The 26,667-nt window shown below is 46.0% G+C and carries 26 protein-coding genes and 1 pseudogene; 10 read left to right on the top strand and 17 right to left on the bottom strand.

Annotated features, from left to right (window positions below; translation table 11 throughout):
* Window positions 1-156: 156 nt before the first annotated feature.
* The 4 genes from QT992_RS28600 to QT992_RS28585 all read right to left on the bottom strand — a co-directional run bounded on the left by QT992_RS28600 (window position 157) and on the right by QT992_RS28585 (window position 4,697).
* A complete protein-coding gene (locus QT992_RS28600) occupies window positions 157-2,280 on the bottom strand; it encodes an iron uptake porin (protein WP_333317700.1) in 2,124 nt (707 codons plus the stop codon).
* A gap of 224 nt (window positions 2,281-2,504) precedes the next feature.
* Window positions 2,505-3,758 (bottom strand): MFS transporter, encoded by a 1,254-nt coding sequence (locus tag QT992_RS28595; protein ID WP_333317702.1) that lies wholly within the window; start codon window positions 3,756-3,758, stop codon window positions 2,505-2,507.
* A gap of 260 nt (window positions 3,759-4,018) precedes the next feature.
* Window positions 4,019-4,405 (bottom strand): HEPN domain-containing protein, encoded by a 387-nt coding sequence (locus QT992_RS28590; RefSeq protein ID WP_333317704.1) that lies wholly within the window; start codon window positions 4,403-4,405, stop codon window positions 4,019-4,021.
* Complete coding sequence (locus tag QT992_RS28585; RefSeq protein ID WP_333378313.1) at window positions 4,386-4,697, bottom strand: nucleotidyltransferase domain-containing protein; 312 nt, start codon at window positions 4,695-4,697, stop codon at window positions 4,386-4,388. Before QT992_RS28585 ends, QT992_RS28590 begins: the two co-directional genes overlap by 20 nt.
* Before the next feature lie 328 nt (window positions 4,698-5,025).
* Between QT992_RS28585 and QT992_RS28580 the strand changes: the two genes are divergently transcribed.
* Window positions 5,026-5,532, top strand: coding sequence for a hypothetical protein (locus QT992_RS28580; RefSeq protein WP_333155728.1), 507 nt, complete (start codon window positions 5,026-5,028; stop codon window positions 5,530-5,532).
* Between the two features lie 434 nt (window positions 5,533-5,966).
* On the opposite strand, the gene QT992_RS28575 is transcribed toward QT992_RS28580, so the two are convergent.
* The 3 genes from QT992_RS28575 to upp all read right to left on the bottom strand — a co-directional run bounded on the left by QT992_RS28575 (window position 5,967) and on the right by upp (window position 7,665).
* Window positions 5,967-6,260 carry a TMEM165/GDT1 family protein gene (locus QT992_RS28575; protein ID WP_333082112.1) on the bottom strand — a complete coding sequence of 98 codons (294 nt, stop codon included), beginning with the start codon at window positions 6,258-6,260 and terminating at the stop codon, window positions 5,967-5,969.
* 60 nt (window positions 6,261-6,320) lie between these two features.
* Complete coding sequence (locus QT992_RS28570; protein ID WP_333378310.1) at window positions 6,321-6,788, bottom strand: TMEM165/GDT1 family protein; 468 nt, start codon at window positions 6,786-6,788, stop codon at window positions 6,321-6,323.
* 226 nt (window positions 6,789-7,014) lie between these two features.
* Window positions 7,015-7,665, bottom strand: a complete 651-nt coding sequence (upp, locus tag QT992_RS28565; protein WP_333317710.1) for a uracil phosphoribosyltransferase — start codon at window positions 7,663-7,665, stop codon at window positions 7,015-7,017.
* 37 nt (window positions 7,666-7,702) lie between these two features.
* Between upp and QT992_RS28560 the strand changes: the two genes are divergently transcribed.
* Window positions 7,703-7,876, top strand: a complete 174-nt coding sequence (locus QT992_RS28560; protein ID WP_333317712.1) for a hypothetical protein — start codon at window positions 7,703-7,705, stop codon at window positions 7,874-7,876.
* 278 nt (window positions 7,877-8,154) lie between these two features.
* Window positions 8,155-9,699, top strand: a complete 1,545-nt coding sequence (gene crtH, locus QT992_RS28555) for a carotenoid isomerase (protein ID WP_333317713.1) — start codon at window positions 8,155-8,157, stop codon at window positions 9,697-9,699.
* Window positions 9,700-10,000: 301 nt separating this feature from the next.
* Here the strand turns inward: crtH and QT992_RS28550 are convergent, their stop codons facing one another.
* Window positions 10,001-10,441: a pentapeptide repeat-containing protein gene (locus tag QT992_RS28550; RefSeq protein ID WP_333317715.1), complete on the bottom strand. Its 441-nt coding sequence runs from the start codon at window positions 10,439-10,441 to the stop codon at window positions 10,001-10,003.
* A 529-nt stretch (window positions 10,442-10,970) separates the two neighbouring features.
* On the opposite strand from QT992_RS28550, the gene QT992_RS28545 reads away from it, so the two are divergent.
* On the top strand, window positions 10,971-14,336 hold the full coding sequence (locus QT992_RS28545; protein WP_333317718.1) for an EAL domain-containing protein: 3,366 nt from the start codon (window positions 10,971-10,973) through the stop codon (window positions 14,334-14,336).
* A 298-nt stretch (window positions 14,337-14,634) separates the two neighbouring features.
* On the opposite strand, the gene sipA is transcribed toward QT992_RS28545, so the two are convergent.
* From sipA to QT992_RS28520, 5 genes are all read right to left on the bottom strand, one after another.
* Window positions 14,635-14,874 (bottom strand): regulatory protein SipA, encoded by a 240-nt coding sequence (gene sipA / locus QT992_RS28540; protein WP_333101820.1) that lies wholly within the window; start codon window positions 14,872-14,874, stop codon window positions 14,635-14,637.
* Window positions 14,875-14,944: 70 nt separating this feature from the next.
* Window positions 14,945-15,166, bottom strand: a complete 222-nt coding sequence (locus QT992_RS28535) for a hypothetical protein (RefSeq protein WP_333317720.1) — start codon at window positions 15,164-15,166, stop codon at window positions 14,945-14,947.
* Window positions 15,163-15,441, bottom strand: coding sequence for a GIY-YIG nuclease family protein (locus QT992_RS28530; protein ID WP_333317722.1), 279 nt, complete (start codon window positions 15,439-15,441; stop codon window positions 15,163-15,165). The genes QT992_RS28535 and QT992_RS28530 overlap by 4 nt, the downstream gene beginning before the upstream one ends.
* Window positions 15,442-15,558: 117 nt before the next feature.
* Window positions 15,559-15,684: a hypothetical protein gene (locus QT992_RS28525; RefSeq protein ID WP_333317724.1), complete on the bottom strand. Its 126-nt coding sequence runs from the start codon at window positions 15,682-15,684 to the stop codon at window positions 15,559-15,561.
* A gap of 427 nt (window positions 15,685-16,111) precedes the next feature.
* Window positions 16,112-16,537, bottom strand: a complete 426-nt coding sequence (locus tag QT992_RS28520) for an NUDIX domain-containing protein (RefSeq protein WP_333155747.1) — start codon at window positions 16,535-16,537, stop codon at window positions 16,112-16,114.
* Window positions 16,538-17,138: 601 nt separating this feature from the next.
* On the opposite strand from QT992_RS28520, the gene rbfA reads away from it, so the two are divergent.
* The 3 genes from rbfA (at window position 17,139) to QT992_RS28505 (ending at window position 19,933) form a co-directional block, all read left to right on the top strand.
* Complete coding sequence (gene rbfA, locus QT992_RS28515; RefSeq protein WP_333317726.1) at window positions 17,139-17,549, top strand: 30S ribosome-binding factor RbfA; 411 nt, start codon at window positions 17,139-17,141, stop codon at window positions 17,547-17,549.
* Between the two features lie 162 nt (window positions 17,550-17,711).
* Window positions 17,712-19,334, top strand: a complete 1,623-nt coding sequence (locus QT992_RS28510; protein ID WP_333341107.1) for a glycoside hydrolase family 3 N-terminal domain-containing protein — start codon at window positions 17,712-17,714, stop codon at window positions 19,332-19,334.
* Between the two features lie 365 nt (window positions 19,335-19,699).
* The gene (locus tag QT992_RS28505) at window positions 19,700-19,933 is read left to right on the top strand and encodes a DUF4327 family protein (RefSeq protein WP_333121145.1); all 234 of its coding nucleotides are present in this window, start codon (window positions 19,700-19,702) and stop codon (window positions 19,931-19,933) included.
* Between the two features lie 69 nt (window positions 19,934-20,002).
* On the opposite strand, the gene QT992_RS28500 is transcribed toward QT992_RS28505, so the two are convergent.
* The 3 genes and pseudogenes from QT992_RS28500 to QT992_RS28490 form a co-directional block, all read right to left on the bottom strand.
* The gene (locus QT992_RS28500; RefSeq protein ID WP_333341104.1) at window positions 20,003-20,401 is read right to left on the bottom strand and encodes a hypothetical protein; all 399 of its coding nucleotides are present in this window, start codon (window positions 20,399-20,401) and stop codon (window positions 20,003-20,005) included.
* Between the two features lie 491 nt (window positions 20,402-20,892).
* Entirely contained in the window at window positions 20,893-22,026 is a 1,134-nt protein-coding gene (locus QT992_RS28495; RefSeq protein ID WP_333317732.1) for an ABC transporter ATP-binding protein, read from the bottom strand.
* Window positions 22,027-22,076: 50 nt separating this feature from the next.
* A pseudogene (locus QT992_RS28490) lies at window positions 22,077-22,647 on the bottom strand (HD domain-containing protein).
* 145 nt (window positions 22,648-22,792) lie between these two features.
* Here QT992_RS28490 and QT992_RS28485 point away from each other — a divergent pair.
* The 3 genes from QT992_RS28485 (at window position 22,793) to QT992_RS28475 (ending at window position 25,582) form a co-directional block, all read left to right on the top strand.
* Complete coding sequence (locus QT992_RS28485) at window positions 22,793-23,416, top strand: Uma2 family endonuclease (protein WP_333341101.1); 624 nt, start codon at window positions 22,793-22,795, stop codon at window positions 23,414-23,416.
* A gap of 76 nt (window positions 23,417-23,492) precedes the next feature.
* On the top strand, window positions 23,493-25,043 hold the full coding sequence (locus QT992_RS28480) for a thymidylate synthase (protein WP_333341098.1): 1,551 nt from the start codon (window positions 23,493-23,495) through the stop codon (window positions 25,041-25,043).
* On the top strand, window positions 25,040-25,582 hold the full coding sequence (locus QT992_RS28475; protein WP_333264082.1) for a dCMP deaminase family protein: 543 nt from the start codon (window positions 25,040-25,042) through the stop codon (window positions 25,580-25,582). Before QT992_RS28480 ends, QT992_RS28475 begins: the two co-directional genes overlap by 4 nt.
* 300 nt (window positions 25,583-25,882) lie before the next feature.
* On the opposite strand, the gene QT992_RS28470 is transcribed toward QT992_RS28475, so the two are convergent.
* The gene (locus QT992_RS28470; RefSeq protein ID WP_333341096.1) at window positions 25,883-26,389 is read right to left on the bottom strand and encodes a salt stress protein, Slr1339 family; all 507 of its coding nucleotides are present in this window, start codon (window positions 26,387-26,389) and stop codon (window positions 25,883-25,885) included.
* Window positions 26,390-26,667 lie beyond the last annotated feature (278 nt).

Genomic DNA, 26,667 nt, shown 5'->3' with positions numbered 1-26,667 from the left:
AATTTTGTATACCCTTCATCGGGCTGCAAAGACGCCCACATCATAGCTGTACTCAGCTTGATGTGGGAGTATGTCACGAGTTTAACCAAGTATAAAGGTTTAACAACGCGGTTTCTGGTCACTCGTCCGTAAGTTCTATGTAGGTTAGCACTTCCTTTAGAAAGTAAAAGTTGTGCGGAGGACACCCACTCCTACTGTGTCATTATCCTTAGTTCCTTCTGGATTGAACAGCACAAAAGCTCCGGGTGTAATGCTGATATTATCGTTGACTTTGAAGCGGTAATAAGCTTCTAAATGGTAAGGAGTTGCTTTGTTTTGCTGAAAACGAGCACCGCCACTTACCGAATCGCGATCGAGCGGCTGTCCAAACAGAATACCTGCATTATTACCCTGTGCGAACAAATCTCGGAAATGGAAACCTACCATCCAACTGTTGAAAGTTGTAGAAGCATTGCTTCTTTCAGCATCAGCAATTATCCAACCTCCATAGGTAGAAACAGCAATTTTCGGAGAAAGACGCCAAGTTAAAGTACCGCCAAACGAATTCATCCTCACGCCACCGCTAACAGGTTCTCTATCTGATCCCAAAATAGAACCCAAATCGGCATCACCTAATCCTGTAGCAAGAATATTCAATTTGTGGCGACTGTAAGCGTAATTTAAACCTATGTCGATACTGCTGGTAGGTTTAATAGTTAACTGCGCCGCAGCCACGGTACTTCCCTCAAATGCACCAGCTCCTAAAGGCGTGGCTGGAAAGCCTAAATCATTGGGCAAGGCTGCATTTACACTGCCGTACAAAGCTGTCAAATTGAGCTTTTTGGAAATGTTCCAAATAAACCCGCCTGCCGATGCCAAACCGCTGCCAGAAGTGCCACCGGATACGCGGACAACAGGGTTGTAACCTGCAAATCTAGAGACGGCTTCTTGCCCTTCTCCAGCAAAAGGAGTAATTGCTTGAAAAGCGTCGGAAGTTTCGGCTTTCGGGCCGGCAAATAAAGTGATGCTGTTAGAAACTGGAAAGACGTAAAGCAGCTTGTAAAGTTCAACAGCATTGGCGTCAATGCTAGATAGAGTCTGAGGATTAATTCCGGGAAATTGCGGTTCAAAACTCAGTTTTGCTTGACTATCAGACAAACCGCTAAATGCCCCTGTTGACAAACCTAAATTAGGCCCGAAGCTGCGAATGTTGTAAGCTTGCAAGCCAGTTATTAGGGTATCTTTGCCTGTAAAACTGGTCAGCAGATTCAAGCGCACTCGGTAGTTTAAGACTGTCTGAGTATCGCTGTTATTGTTTTTAGTAGTGTCGGCAACGCTAAAAATTGCTTCGCCGCTGAGTTTAGTTGTTGTCGAAAATTGATTGGCTTCTAGTTCGGCGGTACGGGATTCTAAAGCATCGACTCGACCCCGCAAAGTGGCTAATTCTGCTGCAAATTCTTCTTGCAATCTTTGCAATGCGGCTAAGTCTTCCTTGGTTGCTAAGTTGGTTGTACCTGTTTTAATTAGCTCAGTAACTTTATCCAAGCAAGCGTTTAAACCGGCGGCAAATTCGTACCGAGTCATTGCCCGATTGCCTCGGAATGTGCCGTCTGGATATCCTGCTATGCAGCCGTATCTTTCTACTAGAGATTGCAGGGCTTGAAATGCCCAGTCCGTCGGGCGCACGTCGGAGAGTTGAGATACAGATGTTACTTGCTGGAGTTCGCTGGATTCTGAAGTTTCGCTGTTGGCTGCTGCGGGTTCTAAGGAAGCGCTGTTTTCGATTTCAGCTAACTTTTCGGAAGTAGAAGTTTCTGTTTGGGCAATTACTGGTGCAGGGTTAGGGGTGGGAATGACAGATGTTTTTTCTGTGACTTCTGCTGGTGTCTGCGAGTTGTGGGAAGGGGCAACAGATACTTGTTCTGTGACTTTTGCTGGGGCTGGGTTTGCTGGTTTTTCGGCTAAGTTTAATGAGTTTTCCCCGGGATTTTCTGCGGTTAATGCTGCTGTTTCGGGCCGATTCAGGTTGGCAGTTTCTTGGGGGAGATTGGCGAGTTGATTGGTTGTTGAGACGGTGTTGTCAACTTGCAGCCCCTCAACTAATTTTAAGTCGGATGTTTCAGGTGCTTTGACCTGATTTTCAACAGTTGTATTCAGGCTAATTTTAGCCTCTGACTCTTTTAACTCTTCAGTACCTAATGTCTTTTTTTCGGCGGGAGGCATGGCTGCCAATGGTAAAGAACTGGCAAGTATATACAGTAAACCTACTGCGCCAGCACTAAATAGTAGATGTGCTTTCACTAGAACTCCTCACAAATTAGATTGTAAAATTGCTATTAGCTTTCTAGGAATTGTAAAACTATTTGGTATCGCCAACCACAAAGTTTTGAGTTAATATTTTTTATAGGTTTAATAAAATAAGTAAAACAACCGCCTGCTATAAGAGCTTAAGACCGCTAGGCATTTTTTGCGAGTTATTTATCTATCGGGTGAATGAGATTATCACAAAAGTTGTATTTTAGCAATTAATTTTTCAACATTCGATCGAGCTTTTGCAAAATAACCACAGCCGCAATCACACTAAGAGCCAAACCCAACCAAAAATTATCCGCCGCCCATTTACCTCCATCCAAAGCCAAACCCCCCAGCGGCGGCCCGATTAAATAGCCGATCGCCCAACACTGAGAACTAACCGCCAAATACACGCCGCGTAAAGACTCCGGCGCTAAATCCACCACCAAAGCAGAAGCAAAAGGCGTATAAGCAACAGTCGCCATCGACAAAAAGCTCAAGCCTAAAACAGCTAAAAATAGATTGCCAGTTGCAGCCATTCCCGTCAAGCCGATCGCGATAAATCCCATTCCCCATAGCAGCGCCGAAATCATCAAAGCTTTCGAGTGGGAAAACCGCCTCAAAGCTTTAACAACCGGCAGTTGCAAAGCCACAGTTAAAAACGTGCTAAAAGCAAACAAAACGGTAATTGTACCTGTTGAAAAGCCTTTCCCCGATGTCCCCACCGCGACAAACTTGCTAAAGTACAGCGGCATTGTGGTTTGGATTTGGGAAATATATAATGTGAACAGAGTATTTACTAAAGCATAAACTAGAAGACTGCGATCGCTCAGCGCCACCATCCAACCATTTTCCCGATTTTTTTTGCCTCTATCCCCTGAATTAACTGGTTTGTAGGTTTCGGCGATCGCGATCGCAACTACTGCAAACAGCACTAAAAACGAGATACCATCAATAATAAAGAGCGATCGATAATTCCCCGTTACAGCAATCAACAAACCGCCCAAAATAATCCCAACTTGCAAACCCAAATTATCAGCCAGCCGCGTCAAAGCAAAAGCCTCCTGTCGCTGTTCGCCCTCGGTTAAATCTGCCACCATCGTCTCGGTTGGAGGCCAATACAAACCCACACCAAAACCCATCAGTAAATTGCCCGCAATTAAGCCAGCGAAATCATTAGTCCCCGCCAGTACAAAAGAAGCGGCAGCCGAAATAATTGTCGCCAGCAATAAAGTTCGCCGCCTTCCCCAAAATTTGGAATCGCAAAAAGAACCGCCCAAAATTCTGCCGAATATTCCCGAAACTGAACCGCTACCCAAACCAATTCCAACAGCAGTAGCAGATAAACCGACGCGATCGACAAAAAATATCGGCGCGTAAAATAAAGTAAAACCGGTGCCGCTTTGGGAAAGGAATCTGCCGGCGGCAAGAATCCAGACTTGAGAGGGGAGACGGGGCAACCAAGAGGATAATTGAAATTTAGGCATAAGCTGTTGTGCATTTAAATTGTATATTTCGAGTCCCGATCAAAAATCGTCAAATCCTCTCCCCCTCTCCCCTTCCCCCCCTCTTCCTCTCTAGTACCATAGGCAATCTAGATGCAACACAGCTTATATTATTTATAATAGTCGGCGGTTGAAACCGCGTCTAAACTAATGAACAGTCGGCGGTTGAAACCGCCTCTACACAAACGAAGTCCGCCTTCGCGGACTCAAGAATTAAGCAGGTATTAAAGCAGGATTTGGTATTATGGAGTCAAACCCAAACTTAACCTTACTTGTTCGCGAACTTCGCGACAAAAATTTAATGCTTCGCGGGCTGTATCTTTATCAGCCGAAGCCCCCGGATAGCGATAGGCAACGGAGAAAGCAGTTAACGCTAAAAGTTTTGTGCGAAGCTTATCCCACCCAGGCTCAACGGGCAACAGCAAATCTAACAAAACCGTCAAATTATGCGTTCTGCTGAAAGCAATTACTGCTTCCTGCAAACGCGCTTTTAGATATTTCTCGGCACACTGTTGAGCGTGAAAACACGCCGCATCATAATTCGGAGATTTTCGCGCTCGCAATTCCCGCAAAGCTGTAGTAAAAGCGCCCTCAGCTTTATCAACCCATTCAAGTGTGAGCGGATTCATAAATCACCTTTCCTTTCTCGATGATTTCCCGCAAAAATAAATCATTCCAAGCTAGACGTTGTTCAATTTCCGAAGGAGTTCGCACTAACAAATCTACAGCAAAGTTTGGCTGAGTTTGATTTAATATTTCCCAAGTTTTACGAAGATTATTACCATCCGAAGATAAAACTACCAACATATCAACGTCCGAATCTTCTGTGGGATTTCCATAGGCGTAAGAGCCGAACAAAATTATTTTTTGCGTTTGGAATTTATTGGCTATTGCCCGACTCAATTCCATGATTGTGTTCATTTCAATCATTTGCTAACATTTTTAATATTTTTCAATTCAACTGTAATAATAACACATGAAATTTCTGGAGTCTCTCCCTCCAATGAGTAATTATCAATAGATTTTTGACGATCGCCATAAATTTTAAACTGTTGCTGTTGGCTCGCCCGTTGGCGTTAGCGAAGCGATCCGAAGGAAAGCCATCGAAGAGGAGCACCCGCAAGCTTAACAATTCTTCTCAGTTAGTTACACAAAAGTTACCATTAATTTAAAAATACTTAACACGATTTTATAAAAAAGTTAGTTAAACTCTAGAAAAGGCAGAAGAAAATTTTAGAGGCTCAATTATATGACAGCTATTACAACATCAAGAGTGGAATCAATCAAACCGCGCTGGCAAGCAATTGTCATGGTTGCCCTAATTTTCTGGCTCAGCGTTAGCCTGATTTTGGATCTAGTAATTATGCCCAGTCTCTACGTATCTGGCATGACGACATCACCGGAGTTTGCAACAGCCGGGAATTTAATGTTCTGGGGATTCAACCGCGTTGAGTTAATCTGTTCGGGCCTGGTGGCAACGGGTTTGATGGTTTTGAGCAATTTAGTCGGTGACTTCGGCAAGCGCAGCCGCACAGCAATTTTATTATCATTGGTACTTCTGACGATCGCCCTGATTGACACCTACGCCCTGACACCCCAAATGAGCGCCTTGGGAATGCAGCTAAATCTGTTCGATTCCGCAGCAGAAGTACCCGCCGGGATGAATCTACTGCACCAAGGCTATTTTGCCTTGGAAGCGCTGAAGTTGGCTGTCGCCGGTACGCTGCTGGGCTGGTGCTACCAAAACCAAGTTTAATCGACAGAAGGCTAAGAGGTTGAGTTGAGAAAAAAAACTCACCCTGCAGCGGGGGGCGTGAATTCACGCCCCCCGCTAATTTTTTAAATTTTAACGCGATCGTAAACACCGGATTTGATATTCATCGGCGTTAATCTGTGTTTATCTGCCTGTATCTGCGGTTAAAAAAAGATAATTTATTAACCGCCCCGGACAATGGATTGACGCTGATTCACGCAGATGAAGAGAAGAGAGATATGAATAATCTCCGATGCTAACAGATTTGATATAACTATACTGTCAAGTTTCCTGAACCCGCGCAAAAACCGATACTTGCGAACTACTCCTGTGGTGGAGAAATCAAAATTTTAGACTCTTTTTCAAACTCCCAGATTCATCTGTAGAGTAAATCTAAAATCTAAAATCTAAAATCTAAAATCGACTGACGGCACGCCCTATTCGGATGCTTCCGGTAAATCGGCTTTTGGCCACAGCAGGCGCAAGCCCATCACCGCAAATCCGATCGCCGCGAGTCCCTTTACCAGTCGTTCCGGCAACACCTCTGCCGTGCTGAAGCCAATGCCCACGCCGATTAAACTCGCCAGCAGCAGCGCCGACGCCGTACCGAAAAATACAGCCCGTGGCGAGTTACAACTGCTGCCCAGGGCGATCGCAGCTAATTGACTTTTGTCTCCCAATTCTGACAAAAACACTGTAATAAAACTGATTCCCAAAAGTTGCCAGTCCATATTTTTTTCGCTTCTTAGTTAGCTATTGTAGAAATCTACGACTTACCGACAGGCAGACAATTAACCCAGCACTTCCCACAGCAGAACCGCCGAAATCGCCAGTAAAATCACTCCGGCTGCTCTCTCCAAAGTTCTCGGAGCAATCCGACTAGCCAGCCACCTTCCCAGCAACACCCCCAGCAAACTGGTTGCTATCAAAGCCGAACCCGCACCCGCAAAAACGATCCAAGGATTTCGAGATTCAGCCGTCATCAGCAAAATCGCGAGCTGAGTTTTGTCTCCAATTTCAGCTAAAAAAATAGTTGCAAAAGTCGAAGCAAAAATTGCCCAGTGCTTTGGCTTCAGTTTCTTTTGTTCCTGACAAATATCGGGATTTACAGTCACTGAGAGTTCAGCGGGCTCCGGGGTTAAAGCAGCACAAATCTCAGAAGCCTCTTTTATTTGTAGTTGTAGCTGTTGTGGCAAATCGTAATTGAGGTTTACTGAGTCAGAAGCAGACAAGCTTGGCGGAACAGAATCAAGTTTCACGGGCAATGAGTGCTAAACGCTATTTATTTTTGACTTGTACTTTTGATTGTAACTTTCTCTGTGCCTGCTTTTACCAAACCAGGGTCATCTTTTTCCCCGGAGATTTCAGCAACTGATTCCTGGAAGCACTCACCGCACCCAAAAAGGCCTACAAGCCCCCAGATTTATCTGTCGAGTCAATCTAAAATCTAAAATCTAAAATCTAAAATTGACTGACTGACTTGCTTCATGTGCCGTAAGTTCGATCGCCCGCGTCTCCCAAACCAGGTACAATAAAGCCCTGTTCGTTGACTATTTCGTCGATCGTTGCCGTATAAATAGTCAAACTCGGGTACTCTGCACTCAGCCTCTTCAAAGCCGGAGGAGCAGCCACCACAGAGATAATCCGAATCAAGCTCGGATCAATTCCCCGTGCAGTCAATTCCTGCATAGTCGCTATAATCGTGCCGCCAGTCGCCAGCATCGGCTCGCTAATTATCACCCGCGTTTCCGGGTTAAACTGCGCCGGCAATTTGTTCAAATAACAAGTCGGTTGCAGCGTCTCCTCATTTCTTGCCATGCCGAGGTGGTAAACCGACGCCAGCGGCACAACCGTCTGAATTCCTTCGAGTAGTGCCAAACCCGCCCGCAAAATCGGTACCACAACTAACGGAGCTTCCGGGTTGATAAAAGCCGCCGGACATTCTGCCAAAGGCGTCTGCACTGTGGTTTCCACTGTCGGCAGCCATTCTCGAATCGCCTCGTAAGCCAGCCACCTTCCCAATTCTGTCATCGCAGAACGAAAAAGTACCGAGGGGGTGGCGGCGTCGCGGGCAACAGCCAGCCAGTGTTTAATTAATGGATGCGGAGGAACGTAAACGCGCAGTTGCAGGGACATTAGGAAATTGGGGAGATTGCTAGGTTTGAGGGATTTTATGCCGTGCGATCGATCTTCTTCGAGGGCTTCCCCAACCGGCGATCGATCGCTCTGTGCAACTTATCACATCCTTGAGGGCGCATACAAGCCAGAGATTGAGTTAGAACCCATTCGCCGATCGACCTCCATCAGCTTATTGAAATATTTTTCCAATAGTATTGACATTAATTAGCAACAAGGCTATAGTAATTTTTAGTGTTCTCCTCTCAAAGGATCGGCAGACGGGGGCAGTCGGCAATGGTAGACTGTTCCCGCATTTTTTTTTGGAAGCTGGGGCATCGGCCAAACAGGGCATCGGCCAAACAGGGCATCGGCCAAACAGGGCATTGAGCATTGCCGAACTTCGGTCTTCCTGACATCCGCTACATCCGCTACATAATCCGTTGCCGAACTTCTTGCTTCTGGAGCGATCGACTGTAAAATCATAGAAATATTAAGATTTTTAACCCAATGTCAGCTCCTACCCAATCCCAGTTATTTTCTCCCAACTCCCGCCCTACAGAGCAAGAGTTTGATGTAATTGTCATCGGTTCCGGCATTGGTGGACTCGTGACAGCCACCCAGCTAGCGGCTAAGAAAGCCAAAGTTTTAGTGCTCGAAAGCTATACAATTCCGGGGGGTAGCGCTGGATATTTCGATCGAGAAGGCTACAGATTCGATGTCGGCGCCTCCATGATTTTTGGCTTCGGACAGCGCGGCACCACCAACCTCCTCACCCGCGCCCTGAAAGCAGTCAACGTCACCTTAGAAACCATTCCCGACCCCGTACAGCTTCACTATCACTTACCCAGCGGCTTGGAACTTGAAGTTCCCCAGGCTTATGACAAATACTTGCAAGAATTAACTGACAGGTTCCCTCACGAACGCGAAGGAATCCACAAATTTTACGGCGAATGCTGGAGCGTCTTCAACTGCCTCAACGGGATGGAATTGCTATCCCTAGAAGAACCCGGATATTTGGTTCGAGTCTTTTTTCAGAATCCTTTAGCCTGTTTGGGATTAGTAAAATATCTGCCTCAAAATACTGGCGACATTGCGCGGCGCTACATAAAAGACCCTACTTTGCTGAAATTTATCGACATGGAATGCTACTACTGGTCTGTAGTACCCGCAGACTTGACGCCGATGATTAATGCCGGAATGGTATTTTCCGACAGACATTACGGCGGCATAAATTATCCCAAAGGCGGAGTCGGTCAAATCGCCCAAAAATTAGTAGAAGGATTAGAAAAATGCGGCGGCAAAATTCAATACAAAGCTAAGGCGAAAAAAATTATTACACAAAACGGCCGCGCTGTCGGAGTCGAGCTAGCAACCGGCGAAGTTTACCGGGCTCATCGGATAGTTTCTAACGCCACGCGGTGGGATACTTTTGAGAAATTGCTGCCCGCAGAAGAGATGCCGGCTAGCGAAAAGAAATGGCAGCAGCGCTATCAAAAAGCCCCCAGTTTCTTGAGTTTGCATTTGGGAGTGGAAGCAGGCGTAATCCCTGTCGGTACTGCCTGCCACCACATTTTGTTAGAAGATTGGGACAAAATGGAAGCGCCGGAGGGAACTGTTTTGGTGTCCATTCCGACCGTGCTCGACCCGGATTTAGCTCCCGCAGGATATCACATCGTTCACGCTTTTACTTCGAGTTGGATGGAACAGTGGGAAGGACTTTCGCAGCAGGAATACGAAGATAAAAAGGAAGAGGCTGGAGGGAGAATTATTGAAAGATTAGAAAAGATTTTTCCCGGTTTAGATGCCGGTTTGGATTATATGGAAGTTGGGACTGCGCGCTCTCACCGCCGCTTTTTGGGGCGCGACGACGGAACTTACGGGCCGATTCCGCGACAGAAGCTAATGGGTTTGCTGGGAATGCCGTTTAATCGAACTTCTATGCCTGGTTTGTATTGTGTGGGTGACAGTACGTTTCCCGGACAGGGTTTAAATGCGGTGGCGTTTTCTGGGTTTGCTTGCGCGCACCGAATTGCGGTTGATTTGGGTTTTTAGTGGTAGTGGTAGGGTAGGGTGCGTCAATCGATTTTAGATTTTAGATTTTAGATTTTAGATTGACTTGCGCGAGATAAATGCGGGGGCAATAAGTGATTTTCGATTTTCGATTTTGGATTGATTCCACGGATAAATCACGTGGCGGATACCACCTTTGAAATTCGTGGTCAGATTGTTCGCTTGAAATACGAGAGAAAATGTGAGGTTCCGGGGCAGTCTACAAAAAGACTAAAAACCCGGTTTCTGGGGAGAAACCGGGTTTTTAACCTCAAAATTGGCGTTTTCCATTCTTTTAACGAGTTTACTGGTCGTAGCTGCCGCCGACGCCGATTTGGGTATTGTAGATTGTGGCATTAGTGATGGTCATATCTTCCATTGATGCGCCGGATACGTCAGCGGTGTTAATGATGGCCGCGGTCAGATTTGCCCGATCGAGGTCTGCGTCATTTAAACTGGCATTAGTCAGGAAAACTTGGGTTAAGTTAGCACCCGTCAAGTTAGCACCTGTCAAGTCCGCGCCTTCGAGGTTGGCATGAGATAGGTTTGCTCCTCGTAAATTTGCTTCTCTCAAGTCAGCACCAATTAAATGGGCTCCCATTAAATCTGCTCCTGACAAGTCGCACTTAAAACATTGCCCGGTTGACAATAACTGTTGGACGTGAGCGGGATTTTCAGCGCGAGCCGGGCCCGCCAACAGTAGGGGAGTAATTAAAAAAGTAGCGGCTAATAGATTGCGTTTCATAATCCCTTTTCCTCACAGACTCTGTATTCAAGTTCTTGTCTTGATATCTACAATCTTACCACGGTTGTTTTCGCAAGTTGCGCTCTAATTCACAGCTTGGCTGTGACATCGATTGCCCTCAACAACGCATACATGGTCTCGACCAGCTTGCAAAACTTTATTTCGCAAAACTTAACACTGCCGAACTTAATACAGTGCCTTTTTGTAGTAACCTTTTCTAGGTTAGCTAGGATAGCCAACAGATGCGTCTTTCTGAAGATGGATATGATTCGCAATGCTATGGATGATTTTAGCTGCGCTCTTATCGCAAAAAGTTTACAAAAAATACCTGGTTTTTAATAAAAGTGTCACGAGACAGAAAATTTAATTTAAAATAAAGATAAGCTTATAACTTTATAGGTAGACGAAAAGCAGTCACAGGCCCGATCCCCAGCCCAAGCTCGGCTGCATTTTTAACAATAAATTTTAATTAGGTCTCAGCAGCGCCGTAAAAATCCACCTAGTGCTTGGAAATCAGCACTTTTTTGGAATGTCGCAGAATCAACGCGATCGCAAAACTCAATTAAATATGCTCAAAAACGATTCCTCCAAGTATCTGCCAACCTTAGCTCAAGTAATAGACCGCTACCCCTTGACAGTTGCGCCCGATACCCCACTAGCAGAAGTAATTACCCTGATGGGCCAACGGCGCCCAAGTTGCTCTCTAAACGCAGACATTCCACCAACCGATATCTATCAGCCACTAACAGAAATCGCAAATTCCCCCACTAAGAGTGCATTCAGAGACGCGACAGGTATCTGCGTCTTTGTCGTGGAAAAATCACTCTTAAAATTATCCTCGCCCTCGGCTCCACATTCTCACTTGCAAGGAATCTTCACCGAAAGGGATCTTGTCGATTTGATTGCCTCGGGCAAAAACTTAAAAGGTGTCACCATCGCAGAAGTGATGAGGCAGCCGGCAGCAACTCTGACAAAATCCGAGACTCAAGACATTTTCAGTGCCCTAATTCTGCTGGGGCCACGAAGAATTAAGCACTTGCCAATATTGGATAGTGAAGGTCAACTCTTAGGAGTAATTACGCCGGAAAGCATTCGCCAAGCCATGCTGAAACCGGCAAATATCTTAAAAATGCGCCGCGTGAAAGAAGTAATGACCGCACAAGTCATTCAAGCACCTCGCTCCGCGTCAGTTATGAGTTTAGCCGAGTTGATGGCCCAGCACCGCGTTAGCTGCGTGGTAATTACCGAATCCACAGAATTATCGAGGGATTTACCGTTCCCAATTCCAGTAGGTATCGTCACAGAACGGGATATTGTGGAATTTCAAGCTTTAGATATAGATTTGTCGCAAACGATCGCCCAAACTGTGATGAGTACCCCCTTATTTAGCCTCAAGCAAGAAGACTCGCTGTGGGTAGCTCATCAGGAAATGCACCAGCGTTTAGTCCGCAGGTTGGTAGTAACGGGGGAACAGGGAGAACTCCTGGGAATAGTTACTCAAACCAACATACTGCGCGTACTTGACCCGATGGAAATGTCCGGGGCGATAGATGTTCTGCACGATTCAGTGGCAGAAAGGACTAGGGAATTGCAAAAAGCGATCGCATCCCTCAGCTTGACTAACGCCAGACTAGAAAGCGAAATTGCTACCCGCGTTAGGGCCGAGGCCAGACTCCACCTTTTAGAATCTGCTGTAGTGAACGCTAACGACGCAATCGTGATTATGGATGCCGGAGACAGCGATATCTCCGACCCCACCATCATCTATGCCAACGAAGCTTTTACCCAAATGACGGGCTACCTACCCGAAGAAATCATCGGACAAACCCCCAGTTGCTTGCGCGGCCCAGAAAGCGACCCCACCCAAGTCGATAAAATTCGCCGTGCTTTCTCTCGCCGAGAACCCCTACGCCTAGAATTGATCAACTACCGCAAAGACGGTTCAACTTATTGGGTGGAACTCAACAGCGTACCTATTGCCGACACCTCCGGGAACGTTACCCACTGGGTGTCGGTGCAGCGGGATATTAGCGATCGCAAGCGCATGGAACAAGCATTTTTTGAAGAAAAAGAACTCGCGTTTGTTACTCTACAATCGATCGGCGATGCCGTAATCGCGACAGACGCCGACGGCTGCATTTCCACCCTTAATCCAGTTGCCGAAACACTCACGGGTTGGTCTACCTCGGAAGCTAAAGGTTTGCCCCTCGCCAGCGTACTGAGAATAGTTGACGAAACTACCAGGCGGCCGATCGAAAATATCGCCGAAATCGCTTTGTGCGAAGGTCGGATTGTTGACCAGGGACACAACAGCTTGCTGATTGCCCGCAACCACACCGAATTTGCGATCGACCACTGCGTCGCCCCCATCCACGCCAGCAGCGGCAAAATTGTCGGGGCCGTCGTTGTGTTCCGAGATGTCACCCAAGTGCGAACTCAAGCGCGGCAACTCACCTGGCAGGCAACTCATGACCCCCTGACGCAATTAGTCAACCGCCGGGAATTTGAGTACCAGCTAGAGCACGCCCTACACGGGGCTCAAGGTTACGGGCAAGAACACGTGATGCTTTACCTGGATCTCGATCGCTTCAAAATAGTTAACGACACCTGCGGTCATGCTGCAGGGGACGAACTGCTGCGCCAAGTCAGCCAGCTATTTAAAACCAATATCCACAAAACCGATATTTTGGCCCGTCTCGGCGGCGATGAATTTGCCGTACTCCTGTATAATCGTCCCGTCGAACGAGGATTGAATGTTGCTGAAACGCTGCTGCGAAGCATTCAGGGATTCCGCTTTGCGTGGCAGGACAAAACTTTTTCGATCGGCGTCAGTATCGGTTTGGTAGCAATCAATCCCAAAACAGCCTCGACATCTGCGATTTTGAGCGCGGCCGATATGGCCTGCTACGCTGCTAAAAATAAAGGTCGCAACCGGGTACAGGTTTATCAAGCAGGCGATCGAGAATTAATCAAACAGCATGGCGAAACCGAGTGGGTGGTGCAAATTCATCAAGCTTTAGAAGAGAATCGCTTTTGCTTGTACTCTCAGCCGATCGTACCTTTGCTCAACTCTTCAACCACCGGCACCCACTGCGAAATCCTCCTGCGCCTCCAGTTGGAAACTGGTGAGTTGGTGTCGCCGATGGCGTTTATTCCGGCTGCAGAACGCTACAACTTGATGCACGCGATCGACCGCTGGGTAATTCGCACTTTATTTAGCAATTTATCTAAAATTTTCACGGCCAATTTATTCGTCCAAGACCCCGATGTAGACAGCGATAAAATAGTTACCTTCCCTGCTTGCTCTCTTTTGTCTGATCTGCAATCGTCATTTGGCAAATATCCCAGCATTTATTCAATCAACCTTTCTGGGGACAGCCTCAACGAAGAAAAGTTTATCGAGTTTATTCAGGAACAGTTTTCCATCCATCAAATACCGCCGCAAATAATTTGTTTTGAAATTACTGAAACCGTGGCGATCGGTAATCTCAGCAAGGCAGCCAGCTTGATTTGGCAACTCAAGGAACTAGGCTGCCAGTTTGCCTTGGACGACTTCGGCAGCGGGATGTCTTCCTTTGCTTACCTGAAAAGCTTGCCGGTTGATTATCTCAAAATAGACGGCAATTTTATTAAGAATATTGTCGAGAATCCTATTGATGTTGCAATGGTGGAAGCTATTACCAAAATCGCTCACGTCATGGGAATTAAAACTATTGCCGAGTATGTGGAAAATCAAACAATTATGGATAAACTCAATGAACTTGGGGTAGATTACGCTCAAGGTTATCATTTGGGCAAGCCTCAACCTTGTAACTTCACCTCTCCCATTTTAGAGGAATTCTTGGGGGAGTTTCCTGTTAATTCTTTGGTTTTTGAGGCTAAGCTGGTTTCTTGAAGAGGGACCTTGGGCAACGAGCAAGCAATGGGATTTAACGGATTTAAGGGAGGGATGTTGAGGGAACAAGAAAAAGGGATCGGAATGATTTAACCGCAGAGACCGCAGAGGGCGCAGAGGAAGAGAAGAGAGAGATGAATAATTCTGATACTAACGGATTTTATAGCAATCCTTGCAGGACTCGTGATTTGTTTACCCCATCCCAACCCTCCCCGAACCCCCTGGGAGTCCGTAAGAAATTCACAAATGATGGGAGGATTGCTCTATCAGATTAATTTTCCCCATTCCCCCTTTTCCATTACCCATTACCTTCTACAGTAGTTTCCGCTGCTTCAATGTACTGACTGTCTAAGAGAAAAGCACCTTTTTCAAAGCGAATTCCCCAATAATTGCCGGGACGGCGATCGATCACAACGCCTTCAGCGCCGATCGCAATTAAATTCGCAGGCCGCAGCATGGGCATCGGTTCGGCAGTTTTGACGTAAGGCGGCATCGCCACAACTCTGACTTTTTGACCGATCGTAAATTCTTTTTCCATGAGTTTTATTCCTTTTGGCGATCGGCATAATCTAATCGTAACTGGGAGTGCGATCGAGAGCGATGAAATTTCAGACAGTATCTTTCATGCGTTTAGCCAACAAACAATCCTCAAAGCTAAAGGATTCTTCGTCTAAAAAGCTGGAGATTGCCATTTCGATGGCGGCTTCGAGAGAACATTCAAGTTCAGCGGACTTGGACAAGAGGGCAGCTTTTATATAGTCAGGCAAATAATCGACCAACTGATGAATAGCTTCTGGAGAAAGGTGGTGCGTGGTGATAGTTTGATTCATAACTCTCTGGGGATTTTAACGTTGTAGGGAGGGTTGCTGGCTTGGAGGATGAGGGTTTCTAATTCATATGATAACCCCGGTCTTTGCCATTGGTTGAGAGTGACGAAGGCAATCCTCACGTCGTCTGGATTGTAGCGATGCCTGCGGCTGGCTACGCCTACGAGCCAGCCCCACAGAAAGGCTTTATGTCCGTTGCGAAGTCTGTCTCGCAAGTTTTTGGCTTTGCCAATGTAAAGCAATCCTTCGGAGGAATGCCGAAATGCGTATAAACTCACATCTTGCACCATTCTCGCTTAACAGGCTTTCCGGCCTGTTCCACAAAGAGTGAATTTTGTTGTGGAACAGGCCGGAAAGCCCGTTCATAAAAAGCTTATTGAGAATGGTGCAACATCTCAGTATAAACCTACTCTGGTAGGAATGGTATTAAAGTTGTGGCTGAGGGGTTGGCATTGCTCGAATGGGGTGAAGGCGAGGGTATCGAGAATTTGGCGGGCTTCTTGTTGGATAGAATCGGGCATGATGACAAGCGATCGTATTTGCCAGATTTTATATTGAAAGATCGCCCATTAATTACCGACATTAACTTCAAATTCAGATTATTTAGTTGCCTCGCCCCGGTTGGCAATCGGCAAAACCAAGTGCTTGGCTATCGAGGAAATTAGCAATTGCCATGGACACAACAATTTCGATCTGATATTCAATTTCCGCAGCACGGGCGATGAGGGCCGCACGAATTCGTTCTGGAAGGTATTTTAGGATGGCTTCGGCATCAGCAGCAGATAGTTGTTCCAGAGTTGTTGATTGTATGAGTCTAGTTTTTCGGTGGGATTTGAACGTTGTAGGGCGGCTCAGTTGCTCTGTGAATAATGGCTTCTAGCTCTAATAATAACGCAGGGTTGCTCCATGTTTCAGTCCCAGCACAGGAAAAATATTGTGTATGACTTTTTATTTTAAATATTCCTGCAAGAATTTCCAAGCCATTTGAGTACCCTCGCCGGCGTTGACTTTCCCAAAATCTACATCTTTTCTCAAAACTACAAAACCCACACCTTCTTTGATTTCTATTTGCTCACAATTCCTAATCCTAGCCAAAAATAAGTGATTTTCCTGTATAACTTTTTGATTATTTTGGGTTTTTTGGTGTAGAAAGGTTGTGATAAATTCTATTGTGTAATTGGTTTCGAGGCAAGTTTCTTCCTCCAGTTCTCGCACCGCTGCCTGCTTTGGACTTTCTCCAACGTCCACGCCACCACCAAAAGTAGAAAGCATCCCTTGACTTGCAATACCTACAATATTATCTCGCAGTTGTGCCACAATCTGACCGTTGGGGAGAATTAGAAAAATGCGAACAATTGACTTAGGAATATTCATATTAGATGTTTTAAAATGTATAGTGTAGTTAAACTTGGTCTACTTTGTTTCAGTCCCCTCGCCGGGAAAAAGTAGAGCATAACACGGATGAACACGGATACACGGATGACTTGAGTCATCTGACTGTTTGCACAATTGGCTAACTTGACCAAAATTTTGGGTACAAGCCCCGTCATTTTATGACGGCTTTCTCTTGACACATTCTGGAATACTATGTTAAGAGAGAAATGGCAACGCGATAAAACGCCTAGATAGCCAATATTGGGTTCTCCCCGTCTACAATGCTCAGCTACGTGCGACATAGTGTAGGAAAGAGGAACAAACAATTAAGTAAATCATTTCAAATGCGGTCGGGCAATCCGTGTGCGCTTGTGGACGTATCCAAACAGGGGATTAGCAATAATCAAGCGAGAGGACGGATGAAGCAAGAATCCCCACACCTTTAGGTTGGGGAGTGTCAATATCCTCCGTGTATTCGTGTTCATCCGTGTCGTGCTGATTCTCATTTTTTCCCCCGATCGCACATAACACCCGATACCGATCGCGCTACAATTGTCAATCGGGATGAAAATGGCTGATCTAAAAGTAGGGGATAGTTTCTATGGCTACAAATCGTCGCATTGAGCGTGTAGCTTCACTGATTAAACGGGAAGTCAGCCTGATGTTGCTGAATGGAATCAAGGACGACCGTGTAGGTGCTGGTATGGTTAGCGTTACCGACGTAATTGTTTCGGGAGACCTTCAGCATACAAAAATTTTTGTCAGCATCTACGGTACTGATGAGGCAAAGGCCGAGACTATGGAGGGCTTGAAATCTGCTACTAGCTACGTCCGCAACCAGTTGGGTCAACGGGTGCAACTGCGCCGGACGCCGGAAGTGATTTTTCTCGAAGACCGTTCTTTGGAACGGGGCGATAAAATGTTGATACTGCTGAATCAGCTTTCTGCCGATCGCAAACCGGATCTTCTAGATCCCGAGGAAGAATTCACTGAGGATGAAAGTCCCGATTGAAGCAAGAAGGAAGAGGGAAGAAGGAAGAGGGGAAGAGAAGGAGATAGGGAAAATTCCCAATTCCCTGTTTGGCCGATGCCCGATGCCCTGTTTGGCCGATGCCCGATGCCCTGTTTGGCCGATGCCCAAATCTAAAATCTAAAATCTAAAATCTAAAATCGAATGATTGACAATCTTTCCTTACCAGAACTGGTGGCCCAGATGTTCGTGGTGCGCGCTTCTGGCTGCTTGTTCGACCACCAAATTCGCTATCGGGAATGGGAACCAACTGCTAGCAAACTCCGCTATTATCTGGAAAATTTGGGCGTCGGTGGGGTGATTTTGGTCGGGGGAAGTGCTGCGGAGTTGGCAGTTCGATCGCACCAATTGCAGTCTTGGGCTAAGTTTCCGCTACTGCTGGCGGCTGATATTGAGGAAGGTGTCGGCCAGCGGTTCGCGGGGGCGACTTGGTTCGGGCCGCCGATGGCCATTGCCGAGGTGGCGCGGCATGATTCAGGTAAAGCCGATCGATATGCTGAACAAATGGGCGCTGTCACTGCGATCGAAGCTAGGGCGATCGGTCTAAATTGGATTCTTGCACCAGTGGTTGATGTTAACAACAATCCCGACAATCCTGTGATTAACGTCCGCGCTTTTGGCGAGACACCGGAAATTGTCGGGAAATTAGCCGCTGCTTTTATTCGCGGCGCAGGCGATCACCCGGTTTTAACTACAGCTAAGCATTTTCCGGGTCACGGAGACACGGCGGTTGATTCTCACTTGGAGTTGCCGGTTTTGCCGCATTCGCCCGCGAGATTAGCCCAGGTTGAGTTGCCTCCTTTTGTTGAGGCGATCGCCGCTGGGGCCGATGCTGTGATGAGTGCTCACTTGCTGATTCCGGCTTGGGATGCCGAGTTTCCTGCTACTCTTTCTCGCAAAATTTTGATCGGGAAGCTGCGAGAAGAGTTGGGATTTGAAGGTTTGATTGTGACGGATGCTTTGGTGATGGGTGCGATCGCTAATAAGTACGGCGCTAATGAAGCTGCTGTTTTGGCTGCTGAGGCTGGTGCTGATGTTTTGCTGATGCCGCTTGACCCGGAAGGCGCGATTCTGGCTGTCTGCGAAGCTGTCACTCAAGGGAGGATTCCATTATCACAAATCAAGGAATCTGTCAAGCGAATTTGGTCGGCTAAAGCTAAAGTCGGTTTGTTAGTAAAGGAAAAGGAAAAAGCAGTAAATTCAACATCGATCGACTCGATCGACTTAAGTTTGCTGGCAAATCCACAGGCAAGGTCAACTGCTGCCGATATTTTGCGAGATTCTTTGAAATTTGGCGGCAATCTACCTTTGCAGGTTGCAAAACCACCAGAAAACCAGCTTTTGCGGAATTTGATTGTTGTAGATGATGTTTTGGGGTGCGAGTTTTTGGGAAACCACACTCCGGCGATCGCCCTTCCCGAACAGTTTGGTTACGAATTGCAACTGATTGACGATCGCACAGGGGCGATCGCTGATAATACAGGTGCAGAGCATTTTTCTCCGACACTGCTGCAAATTTTCATTCGCGGCAATTGCTTCCGAGGCAGTGCTGGTTTGACCGAAGCAGCTCAAGATTGGTTTAAGAAATTATTAAAAACGGGAGAACTGCAAGCTGTGTTAATTTACGGCAGTCCCTACGTTTTAGAGCAATTTTTGCCACACTTGCCTCCGAGTATTCCTTATGTATTTTGTTTTGGGCAGATGCCGGCAGCGCAATCTCTCGTTCTAGAAGTGCTATTCGGCATTGACGCAAAGGGCAATGCTTGAGTTGGCGGACTTGTGAATCTTTCCTTTGTTGCTTGCTGCGTTAGGAGTTAAATTCATCAACCCGGTTTCTCGCGAGAAATTCTGCCTTTGGTGGCGAAGTATCAAGAAACCGGGAATTGGACGCGGGTTCCTAAGTTCTCAATAGAACTTTCCAGCATATCCGCCTGCTACGGAGGAAAATGTGCGGCGTCTCAAAATCCCAAGACAGATGCCATCACTTACCGATCGTTCCTATAATTTTTTTTTATTGACGGCAGTGAATTGTATACCTGTATACGGACAAAATTTAACTTCCATATTCGTAAGTTTGGACTATATTATTACCAGGGCCATAAATTTTTTTAGTAAAACATTGAGGGCGCATTATGATTCAGTCCACTATTCCCCAAATCCAATACTCTTTAGATGTGATCCAAGATGAAGCGCGTCACCTCGTCCACGAGGGCGTGCTGAGCCGCCAACAGCCTATCTACACGCTGTGCCAATTCATTCCGCCTCGGGAATGGGCTTGTGTAGAGTGCGAATTAGAAAAATGCGACTTCTTGCTGCGCGATCGCATCGCCGACCTGATCGGTTCTGAGAAATGGGACAATGACTAAAGTTTGGTTCTCTTAAATTAAGTTGGCAAGTAAACTCCGGCTGTGTTAAAGACTCTTGATTCTTTAATACTAGGAATTTTCGGCGCGCAAATTTTCCAACTCGGCTCTGAGCGCTGCCATGTGTGCTGTTAATTCTTGAATCTCTAGCTTTACGTTAGGCTGTACAACCGACTCGGGAGGAGCATCAGTCGCTGCATCTGATTGCTTGGACGAGACAGATTCGCTGTCTGCATTCTCCCGATCGCCCGGTTGAGAGAAAATAGTATCTACAAAATTCCGGGCTTCTCGCTCAGTCATTTCTCCTTTTTCCAGCAGATCGTCGGCTAGCTGGCCAAAATCTGACTTCAGTTTGTCAAGATTTTCTTCTCGCTTCAGGGGATCTTGCAATGTCTCAATTAAAAAGGAAGTTGCACCTAAAGTTAGGTGAAATCCTGTGTGCAGCATTTGAGGCAGGTTGTCGGGATTCATCTAAAAATGCCGCTAGAACGTTTTTCTGAGTTTTTGGTTCGCGAGTTGCTCCCAAGTCGGGGCGTCAAGCCGCTTCTTAGCGGGAAGATGCTTGCGTTGTGGGTCGCGATCGCCCCGATTCAGGAAATATCAGCTTTTGGGGGGACGTTTTGTCGTTGTGCCAATATTAATCGTATCATTACTTGGTAAATTAATAAATGTCAAGTGTAAATTTTTGTAACTACGAATCGAGACTTTCCCACTCGAAGGCTCAGTCTATTTTAGATTTTAGATTTTAGATTTTAGATTGAACAGGACTTAGGCACTGCGACTCAAAAACCCCGGTGGCTGATTACCCGTGCGTAAGTCCTGTTCAACTCACATCTTGCACCATTCTCAAGAACGGGCTCTTCGGCCCGTTCCACAAAGAGTAGATTTTCTTGTGGAACAGGCCGTCCAGCCTGTTCCTAAAAGGCTAATCGACAATGGTGCAAGATATAAGTTCAAGCCCGTTAAGGATACAGCGCTTCACCGGTGGAAGGGTCAAATATAAATAGTCGATCGAAGTCAAGCTGTACCGTCAGCCGATCGCCCGATCGCAAGCGAACACTCGCAGGTACTTGCACCTGTACAGTAGTTTCAGCGCCCACCAAAGGCAAACTCGCCCGAATTAAAGTTTCTCGCCCCAGAGGTTCCACTACTTTTACCTCTAGATCGAGGGGGACTTTTTCTAAGGCCCAAACATCGGTTTTCAAATCATCCTCTTCTACTGTTTTTGGCGTAAAGATTTCTATATTTTCTGGACGGATGCCCAAATCAAATCCTTGTCCTTCTCTCGCCTGCAATTTTTTCTGAATCGAGGGCGGACAGGCTAAAGCTTGATCTCCTACTTGAAAAAATTCGTTAGTATAAATTGCCGGCAAAATGTTCATGGCGGGATTGCCTAAAAATGTGGCAACCATGCGGTTAGCTGGTTTCGCATAAATGCTTTGCGGGTCTCCAATTTGTTGAATTTTTCCCCCATTTAAGACTACAATCTTATCAGCTAAAGTCATCGCTTCCACTTGGTCGTGGGTGACGTAAATTGTGGTAATTCCCAGCCGTTGATGCAGTTGTTTGAGCTCTGCTCTAGTGTCGTCTCGCAGTTGAGCATCGAGGTTAGAAAGCGGTTCATCTAAAAGAAATACTTTCGGTTCGCGGGCGATCGCCCTTCCCAGTGCTACCCGCTGCTGCTGTCCGCCTGATAGCTGTTTGGGCTTGCGCTTGAGGAGGTGGTCTATCGATAGCGATCGGGCTACTGTTTCGACTCGTTCTTGAATTTTAGTCGGGTCAACATTCCGCATCCGCAATCCAAAAGCCAGGTTTTCGCCGACAGTCATGTGCGGATAAAGCGCGTAATTTTGAAACACCATTGCTACATCGCGCTGTCTCGCCGGAATGTTGTTAACTAAATTATCTCCGATGTAAAGATTGCCGGAAGTGGCGGTTTCTAAACCTGCAATTGTCCGCATAATTGTCGATTTTCCGCAGCCGGAGGGCCCGACTAATACCCAAAATTCCCCGTCCGGGATTTTGAAGCTGATGTTTTCGATCGCGGTGACGTTTTGGTAGCGTCTGGTAATATTTTCTAAGCGAACATTTGCCATTTTTTAATTGTAATTGGTAATTGATAATTAGTGCTTTTTACCTTCAGCGTTCAGCGTTCATAAAACTGTTCCAATTCTAAAACTGTGCGGTCTAATTCTTTCACTATAGGCGTTAACTCAGCTTTGCGGAATGATTATACTAAAGAACGATAATACCAGAGAGAACCGTCTTTGCCACCTTTGAATCGTTCCCAAACAGTATTTCCTAATTGACGGGAATCTTTCAGGATCGATCGAGCATTATAAAGTTTATCAGCAGCCGAGACTAATCTGACCGAGGCAGAAGCTGTAGAAATGCGATCGATATAAGCTTGTTTTCGCTGTCGCCAAGGGGGTTTCGGCGTCGCGTCACTGTCGGTACAGCCGTCTACAATCGCTGTGACGGTATCGCCAAAGCGGCGGCGGATGGCTTCGCGGGTGGTAGCGCTACCTCGATCTTCGATCGCCGGAGTGAAGCAAAGCTGCGATCGCCTCATCTTCATTTGCCCCATATTCTAAAGCTATACTAGCAGTGCCCAACAAATGGGCAATGTAGGGCACGCCGGAACCTTTGCGAACTTGGGTAGCGTGCAATTCGGCGGCATAGGTGAGGGCTTCCGAAAAACGGTTTGAGAGAATCATGAAAGTCACCTTTGTCAATTGCTATGATATATAAATTGTCGGGCTAAGTTGAAAAGACAAAATCTACCAAGTTCAATAAAATCGTAAAGATGCGATCGAGAGCGATCGCTTGTACAATTATAATCGTTAAAGAGAGGTTGCGAGCATGACAGCTACTATAATTATACCCAAAAATTCCGACCAAAACTCCGAGCTAGAATCACATCCAAAATTAGAAAATCTACCAGAAATTTCCCCCGAATCTCAGCCAGAAAAAGTCATATCTCTCGAAGAGTTTTTAGTCAAGCCTCCTGATAGAATGGAATGGGTTGACGGCAACTTAGTGGAAAAAACAGGAATGACATTCAAGCACAGTCTAGCTCAATCTAAATTAGCCCGTTTCTGGGGAAATTACAAAGACTCCAGCGGACAGGGAGGAGAAGTTCTTACAGAAGTCCTTTGCCGCACTAGCAAGCAGGGTCGCCGTCCCGATGTTGCTTACATTACTCCTGAACTGCTGCCAGAATCAGGCAATTTTACAGCATTTTCCCAAAGTTTTCCTTTGATAGCGGAAGTTGCTTCCCCGGAAGATAGCGGCGAAGAGTTATTTGCGAAAGCTCTAGAATATTTGGAATCGGGATGTTTAGAAGTTTGGTTGTTGTTTCCTGAAGCTAGATTAATATTTGTGAATGCAGGGCAACGCTGGCGGTTGTTTAATGCCGATGAAGTTGTTAATACTCAAAGGGTACTTGCAGGTTTTAGCCTAGCCGTCAGTGAATTGTTGGCTTGAGGAATTTGTTAAAACAAAATTATCAAAGATTCTGCAGTATTGATATAGTAGTACGCGGTGCAAAAAACGGTAAACCATGACAGCCACAAATCTCGTCAATAAATTTGAGTACAAACCCCTATACAAACCAAATCAATTAATTTGTGGAACGGGGCAAACAGCCATTGTCAGCGGCTGGACAGTAAAAAGTGCGATCCTTTCCAAGGGCTGCGCTAACGGCAAAAAATTACAACCCAACGAGTTTGCTGTCATCGGACAACTGTACTCTCCTACTCGCGGCATCAACTTCTTAATTAGAAACTTGCTGTGCAATCCCCACGTCCGCTTTTTAGTAATTCTCAACGCTACCAAAGAAGACCGCAACTCCGGTGCAGCCGCGTGCTTGCTCGACTTTTTTCGCAACGGCTTTGAAGCCGGTAAAAGCGATACTGGTAGAGATTGCTGGCTAATTAAATCTTCAATATTTGGCTACATTGATATTGAAATAGCAGCAGAAGCCTTAGAACTATTGCGTCATTCCATCGAATGGAAAGAAGCCAAAAATATAGCAGAGACAGTGACCTTTGTCAAGTCTTTTTCCGAAAAAGAATCTGTTGAACCTTGGGGAGAACCCGTAAAATTTCCGCTAGTTGAAATCGTCCCGACTGTACTCCCCGGCCAGAAATACGGGCACAGAATCGAAGGCAAAACTATCGCCGAAACATGGGTAAAAATCATCCACCGAATTAAGACCACCGGCACCTTGCGGCCGACTGGTTACGACGGACAGTGGCAAGAATTAATCGACTTAATGGCAGTGATTACAGATGAACCTGCGGAGTTCTATTTTCCTGAACCGAATTACTTACCAATAGACCGTGATTTTCTCGAACAGTACAAACCGCAAATGCTGGAAGATGCCCCATATAGCGAAGGCATTAAATATACTTACGCACAGCGGATGCGGTCGTGGTTTGGCCGCGATCAAATTGAAGAAGTTATTGCCAAACTCATTAAGGAAATTGACGCGGCAAGTGCTGTAATTAGTTTGTGGGATGCCGGCGGAAATATCAACAGAAGACCTGACGGTTCCTCCGACCACCAGCACAGCGGCAGTCCTTGTTTAAATCACATTTGGGTGCGAGTTGTGGATGAGGAAATATCGCTAACTGCAACTCTCCGCAGTAACGATATGTTTGCGGCTTGGCCGGCAAATGCAATGGGTTTGCGGGCTTTGCAGCAGCACATTCGAGATGAAATTGCGAGGCGTTCCGATTATAATTTGACGATGGGCCCGTTGGTAACGCTGAGTCAATCGGCTCACTTGTATGACGATACCTTTGAAAATGCCGATCGACTAATTCAAACCCAATATGCTAAAATCTGCGAAGATCGAGACTTTTTCGATGCAGCAGGCAATTTTTTAGTTGAAGTAGCCGACCATCAAATAGTTGTCACGCAAACCACCCCCGGCAGTGGCGAAGTTGTCACCTGTTATTCTGGAACAAACCCTCTCAAGTTAGTGCGAGAAATTTGTGCGGCTTCCCCTGCCATCAAAGGCGAGCATATTGGTTATTTGGGAATAGAATTGCAAAAGGCGGCCGAGTGTCTGAAAACGAGCAAGCAATACATCCAGGATAGACGATGAATTTAGAAGAAGAAAGACCGAGTTGGGACGAATACTTCTTAATGTTAGCAAAATTGGCCGCTACTCGATCGACTTGTCTGGCTTTTCCTGTAGGCGCAGTGATAACTAAAAACAGGCAAGTTTTAGCAACGGGCTACAACGGTTCGCCGTCAGGTTCGGCACACTGTACTACTCAAGGCTTCTGCTATCCTGGTTTGAGTAGTTGCGACGCCAGTAAAACTTTGCCATCAAGGGCGGTTCACGCGGAAGCAAATGCGATCGCCAAAGCTGCTAAACACGGTATATCTACTGCTGGGGCTAGTATTTATGTCACCTTAGAACCCTGCATTTATTGTTTGAAATTAGTCATTGCGGCTGGAATTCGAGAAGTGTTTTACGAAACGAGTTTTAACAGCGGAGAAAAAGCTGCTTTGAGAGATACTTTTATCAGTGAAGGTATTGTTGAGTTAAAACAAATTCAGCTATCTGAAGATACAGCAAAAAAGGCGGCTTTGTTTTTATTGCATCCTACTTCCGTCCTCAAAGATGCTATTAGTTGAAAATAGCTACAGCGGTTCTTAATTAAGTGAAATCCCCAATATGTAGGTTGGGTTCGTAACCTCAACCCAACCTACTACTTTTACTTCTGCTTTTACTTCATATTTTTTACATTAAACCTCTTGCAAAAATAACTAGGACGGGCAAGATGCCCATCCCACAAGAGTTATTTTTTCTTGTGGGATGGGCATCTTGCCCGTCCAATAAATTTATGAAAAGGACTTTTGCAAGAGGTCTATTGTGGAATGATAGTTTAACAGTAAATCCTCAACCGTCAACCGCCAAAGGCCAACAATCAACATTCAATCAAACTCATTCACAGCTTGCAAATAGTCGATCGCCGCATCTATCCTCGAAGAATACTTAAAAGCAAACTGATCGAACCAATATCCCTCATCGGAATTTTTATCCAACTTTTTCAGCCAAACCTGAGCTTGCCTAACTTTCTGTCTGTGCGTTTGTACGTCCAACTGCGGCCCCGCGACTTTTTCTGCTGGCTGCTGTTGCTGTAAAGCTACTTCCTGAGCTTGATTTTGTGCTTCGTGTTCAGCCTTAAGCGGTTGCTGTGAAGCCACTTCCTGAGCTTGATTTTGCCCTTCGTACTCAGCCTTAATTTGAGCTAAATCCTTATCTAAAGAACCAGCATACAAATTTATATCTGATGTTTTAAATGTTGGATTTGACGGCACTGCTGCTTGCGGCACAGGCGCTTGTGCTTGCACCGGTGTCTGACTTTTCAACTCAGCATTTTTTTGAGATGCTTGATACTCTGCCTTAAGTTCACCTAACAGGCGATCGATAGATTCCATAACTTAAACCCCCTAAAAAATGCTGCTGGGCAAACTGGCCCAAATATAATCGCGTGAACTTCGCCCGCCTCCTCAATCAGTTATTGCATTCAGCAATACTTCTGTCAGGGTCATTCCTTCAATATCATCCATCTTGACATCTCCCCATGCCTAAAGGCGAGGGGATTCATAAGACCACAATTTAAGTCTTACAGGTGCTGACAAGTCACCTCTACCAACTCCACTTAGATCGAGTCCAAGTATTGTTGCTACTTTACGACCAATATTTGCACAACCAT

Source organism: Microcoleus sp. T3_D1, from assembly GCF_036700405.1.
Lineage (GTDB): Bacteria > Cyanobacteriota > Cyanobacteriia > Cyanobacteriales > Microcoleaceae > Microcoleus.
The sequence above is the reverse complement of the archived record's forward strand: the minus strand, read 5'-3'. Positions and strand labels throughout refer to the sequence as shown.

What these genes read in the sequence shown, in the direction of transcription:
- QT992_RS28485 (WP_333341101.1), top strand. Translation starts at nt 22,793, where the DNA reads ATGACAGCTACTATAATTATACCCAAAAATTCCGACCAAAACTCCGAG.
- QT992_RS28595 (WP_333317702.1), bottom strand. Translation starts at nt 3,758, where the DNA reads ATGCCTAAATTTCAATTATCCTCTTGGTTGCCCCGTCTCCCCTCTCAA.
- QT992_RS28510 (WP_333341107.1), top strand. Translation starts at nt 17,712, where the DNA reads ATGATTGACAATCTTTCCTTACCAGAACTGGTGGCCCAGATGTTCGTG.
- QT992_RS28580 (WP_333155728.1), top strand. Translation starts at nt 5,026, where the DNA reads ATGACAGCTATTACAACATCAAGAGTGGAATCAATCAAACCGCGCTGG.
- QT992_RS28550 (WP_333317715.1), bottom strand. Translation starts at nt 10,441, where the DNA reads ATGAAACGCAATCTATTAGCCGCTACTTTTTTAATTACTCCCCTACTG.
- QT992_RS28475 (WP_333264082.1), top strand. Translation starts at nt 25,040, where the DNA reads ATGAATTTAGAAGAAGAAAGACCGAGTTGGGACGAATACTTCTTAATG.
- QT992_RS28505 (WP_333121145.1), top strand. Translation starts at nt 19,700, where the DNA reads ATGATTCAGTCCACTATTCCCCAAATCCAATACTCTTTAGATGTGATC.
- QT992_RS28470 (WP_333341096.1), bottom strand. Translation starts at nt 26,389, where the DNA reads ATGGAATCTATCGATCGCCTGTTAGGTGAACTTAAGGCAGAGTATCAA.
- QT992_RS28520 (WP_333155747.1), bottom strand. Translation starts at nt 16,537, where the DNA reads ATGAATATTCCTAAGTCAATTGTTCGCATTTTTCTAATTCTCCCCAAC.
- rbfA (WP_333317726.1), top strand. Translation starts at nt 17,139, where the DNA reads ATGGCTACAAATCGTCGCATTGAGCGTGTAGCTTCACTGATTAAACGG.
- QT992_RS28590 (WP_333317704.1), bottom strand. Translation starts at nt 4,405, where the DNA reads ATGAATCCGCTCACACTTGAATGGGTTGATAAAGCTGAGGGCGCTTTT.
- upp (WP_333317710.1), bottom strand. Translation starts at nt 7,665, where the DNA reads ATGTCCCTGCAACTGCGCGTTTACGTTCCTCCGCATCCATTAATTAAA.
- QT992_RS28545 (WP_333317718.1), top strand. Translation starts at nt 10,971, where the DNA reads ATGTCGCAGAATCAACGCGATCGCAAAACTCAATTAAATATGCTCAAA.
- QT992_RS28585 (WP_333378313.1), bottom strand. Translation starts at nt 4,697, where the DNA reads ATGAACACAATCATGGAATTGAGTCGGGCAATAGCCAATAAATTCCAA.
- QT992_RS28500 (WP_333341104.1), bottom strand. Translation starts at nt 20,401, where the DNA reads ATGAATCCCGACAACCTGCCTCAAATGCTGCACACAGGATTTCACCTA.
- QT992_RS28495 (WP_333317732.1), bottom strand. Translation starts at nt 22,026, where the DNA reads ATGGCAAATGTTCGCTTAGAAAATATTACCAGACGCTACCAAAACGTC.
- QT992_RS28535 (WP_333317720.1), bottom strand. Translation starts at nt 15,166, where the DNA reads ATGAATCAAACTATCACCACGCACCACCTTTCTCCAGAAGCTATTCAT.
- crtH (WP_333317713.1), top strand. Translation starts at nt 8,155, where the DNA reads ATGTCAGCTCCTACCCAATCCCAGTTATTTTCTCCCAACTCCCGCCCT.
- sipA (WP_333101820.1), bottom strand. Translation starts at nt 14,874, where the DNA reads ATGGAAAAAGAATTTACGATCGGTCAAAAAGTCAGAGTTGTGGCGATG.
- QT992_RS28480 (WP_333341098.1), top strand. Translation starts at nt 23,493, where the DNA reads ATGACAGCCACAAATCTCGTCAATAAATTTGAGTACAAACCCCTATAC.
- QT992_RS28575 (WP_333082112.1), bottom strand. Translation starts at nt 6,260, where the DNA reads ATGGACTGGCAACTTTTGGGAATCAGTTTTATTACAGTGTTTTTGTCA.
- QT992_RS28560 (WP_333317712.1), top strand. Translation starts at nt 7,703, where the DNA reads ATGCCGTGCGATCGATCTTCTTCGAGGGCTTCCCCAACCGGCGATCGA.
- QT992_RS28525 (WP_333317724.1), bottom strand. Translation starts at nt 15,684, where the DNA reads ATGCCCGATTCTATCCAACAAGAAGCCCGCCAAATTCTCGATACCCTC.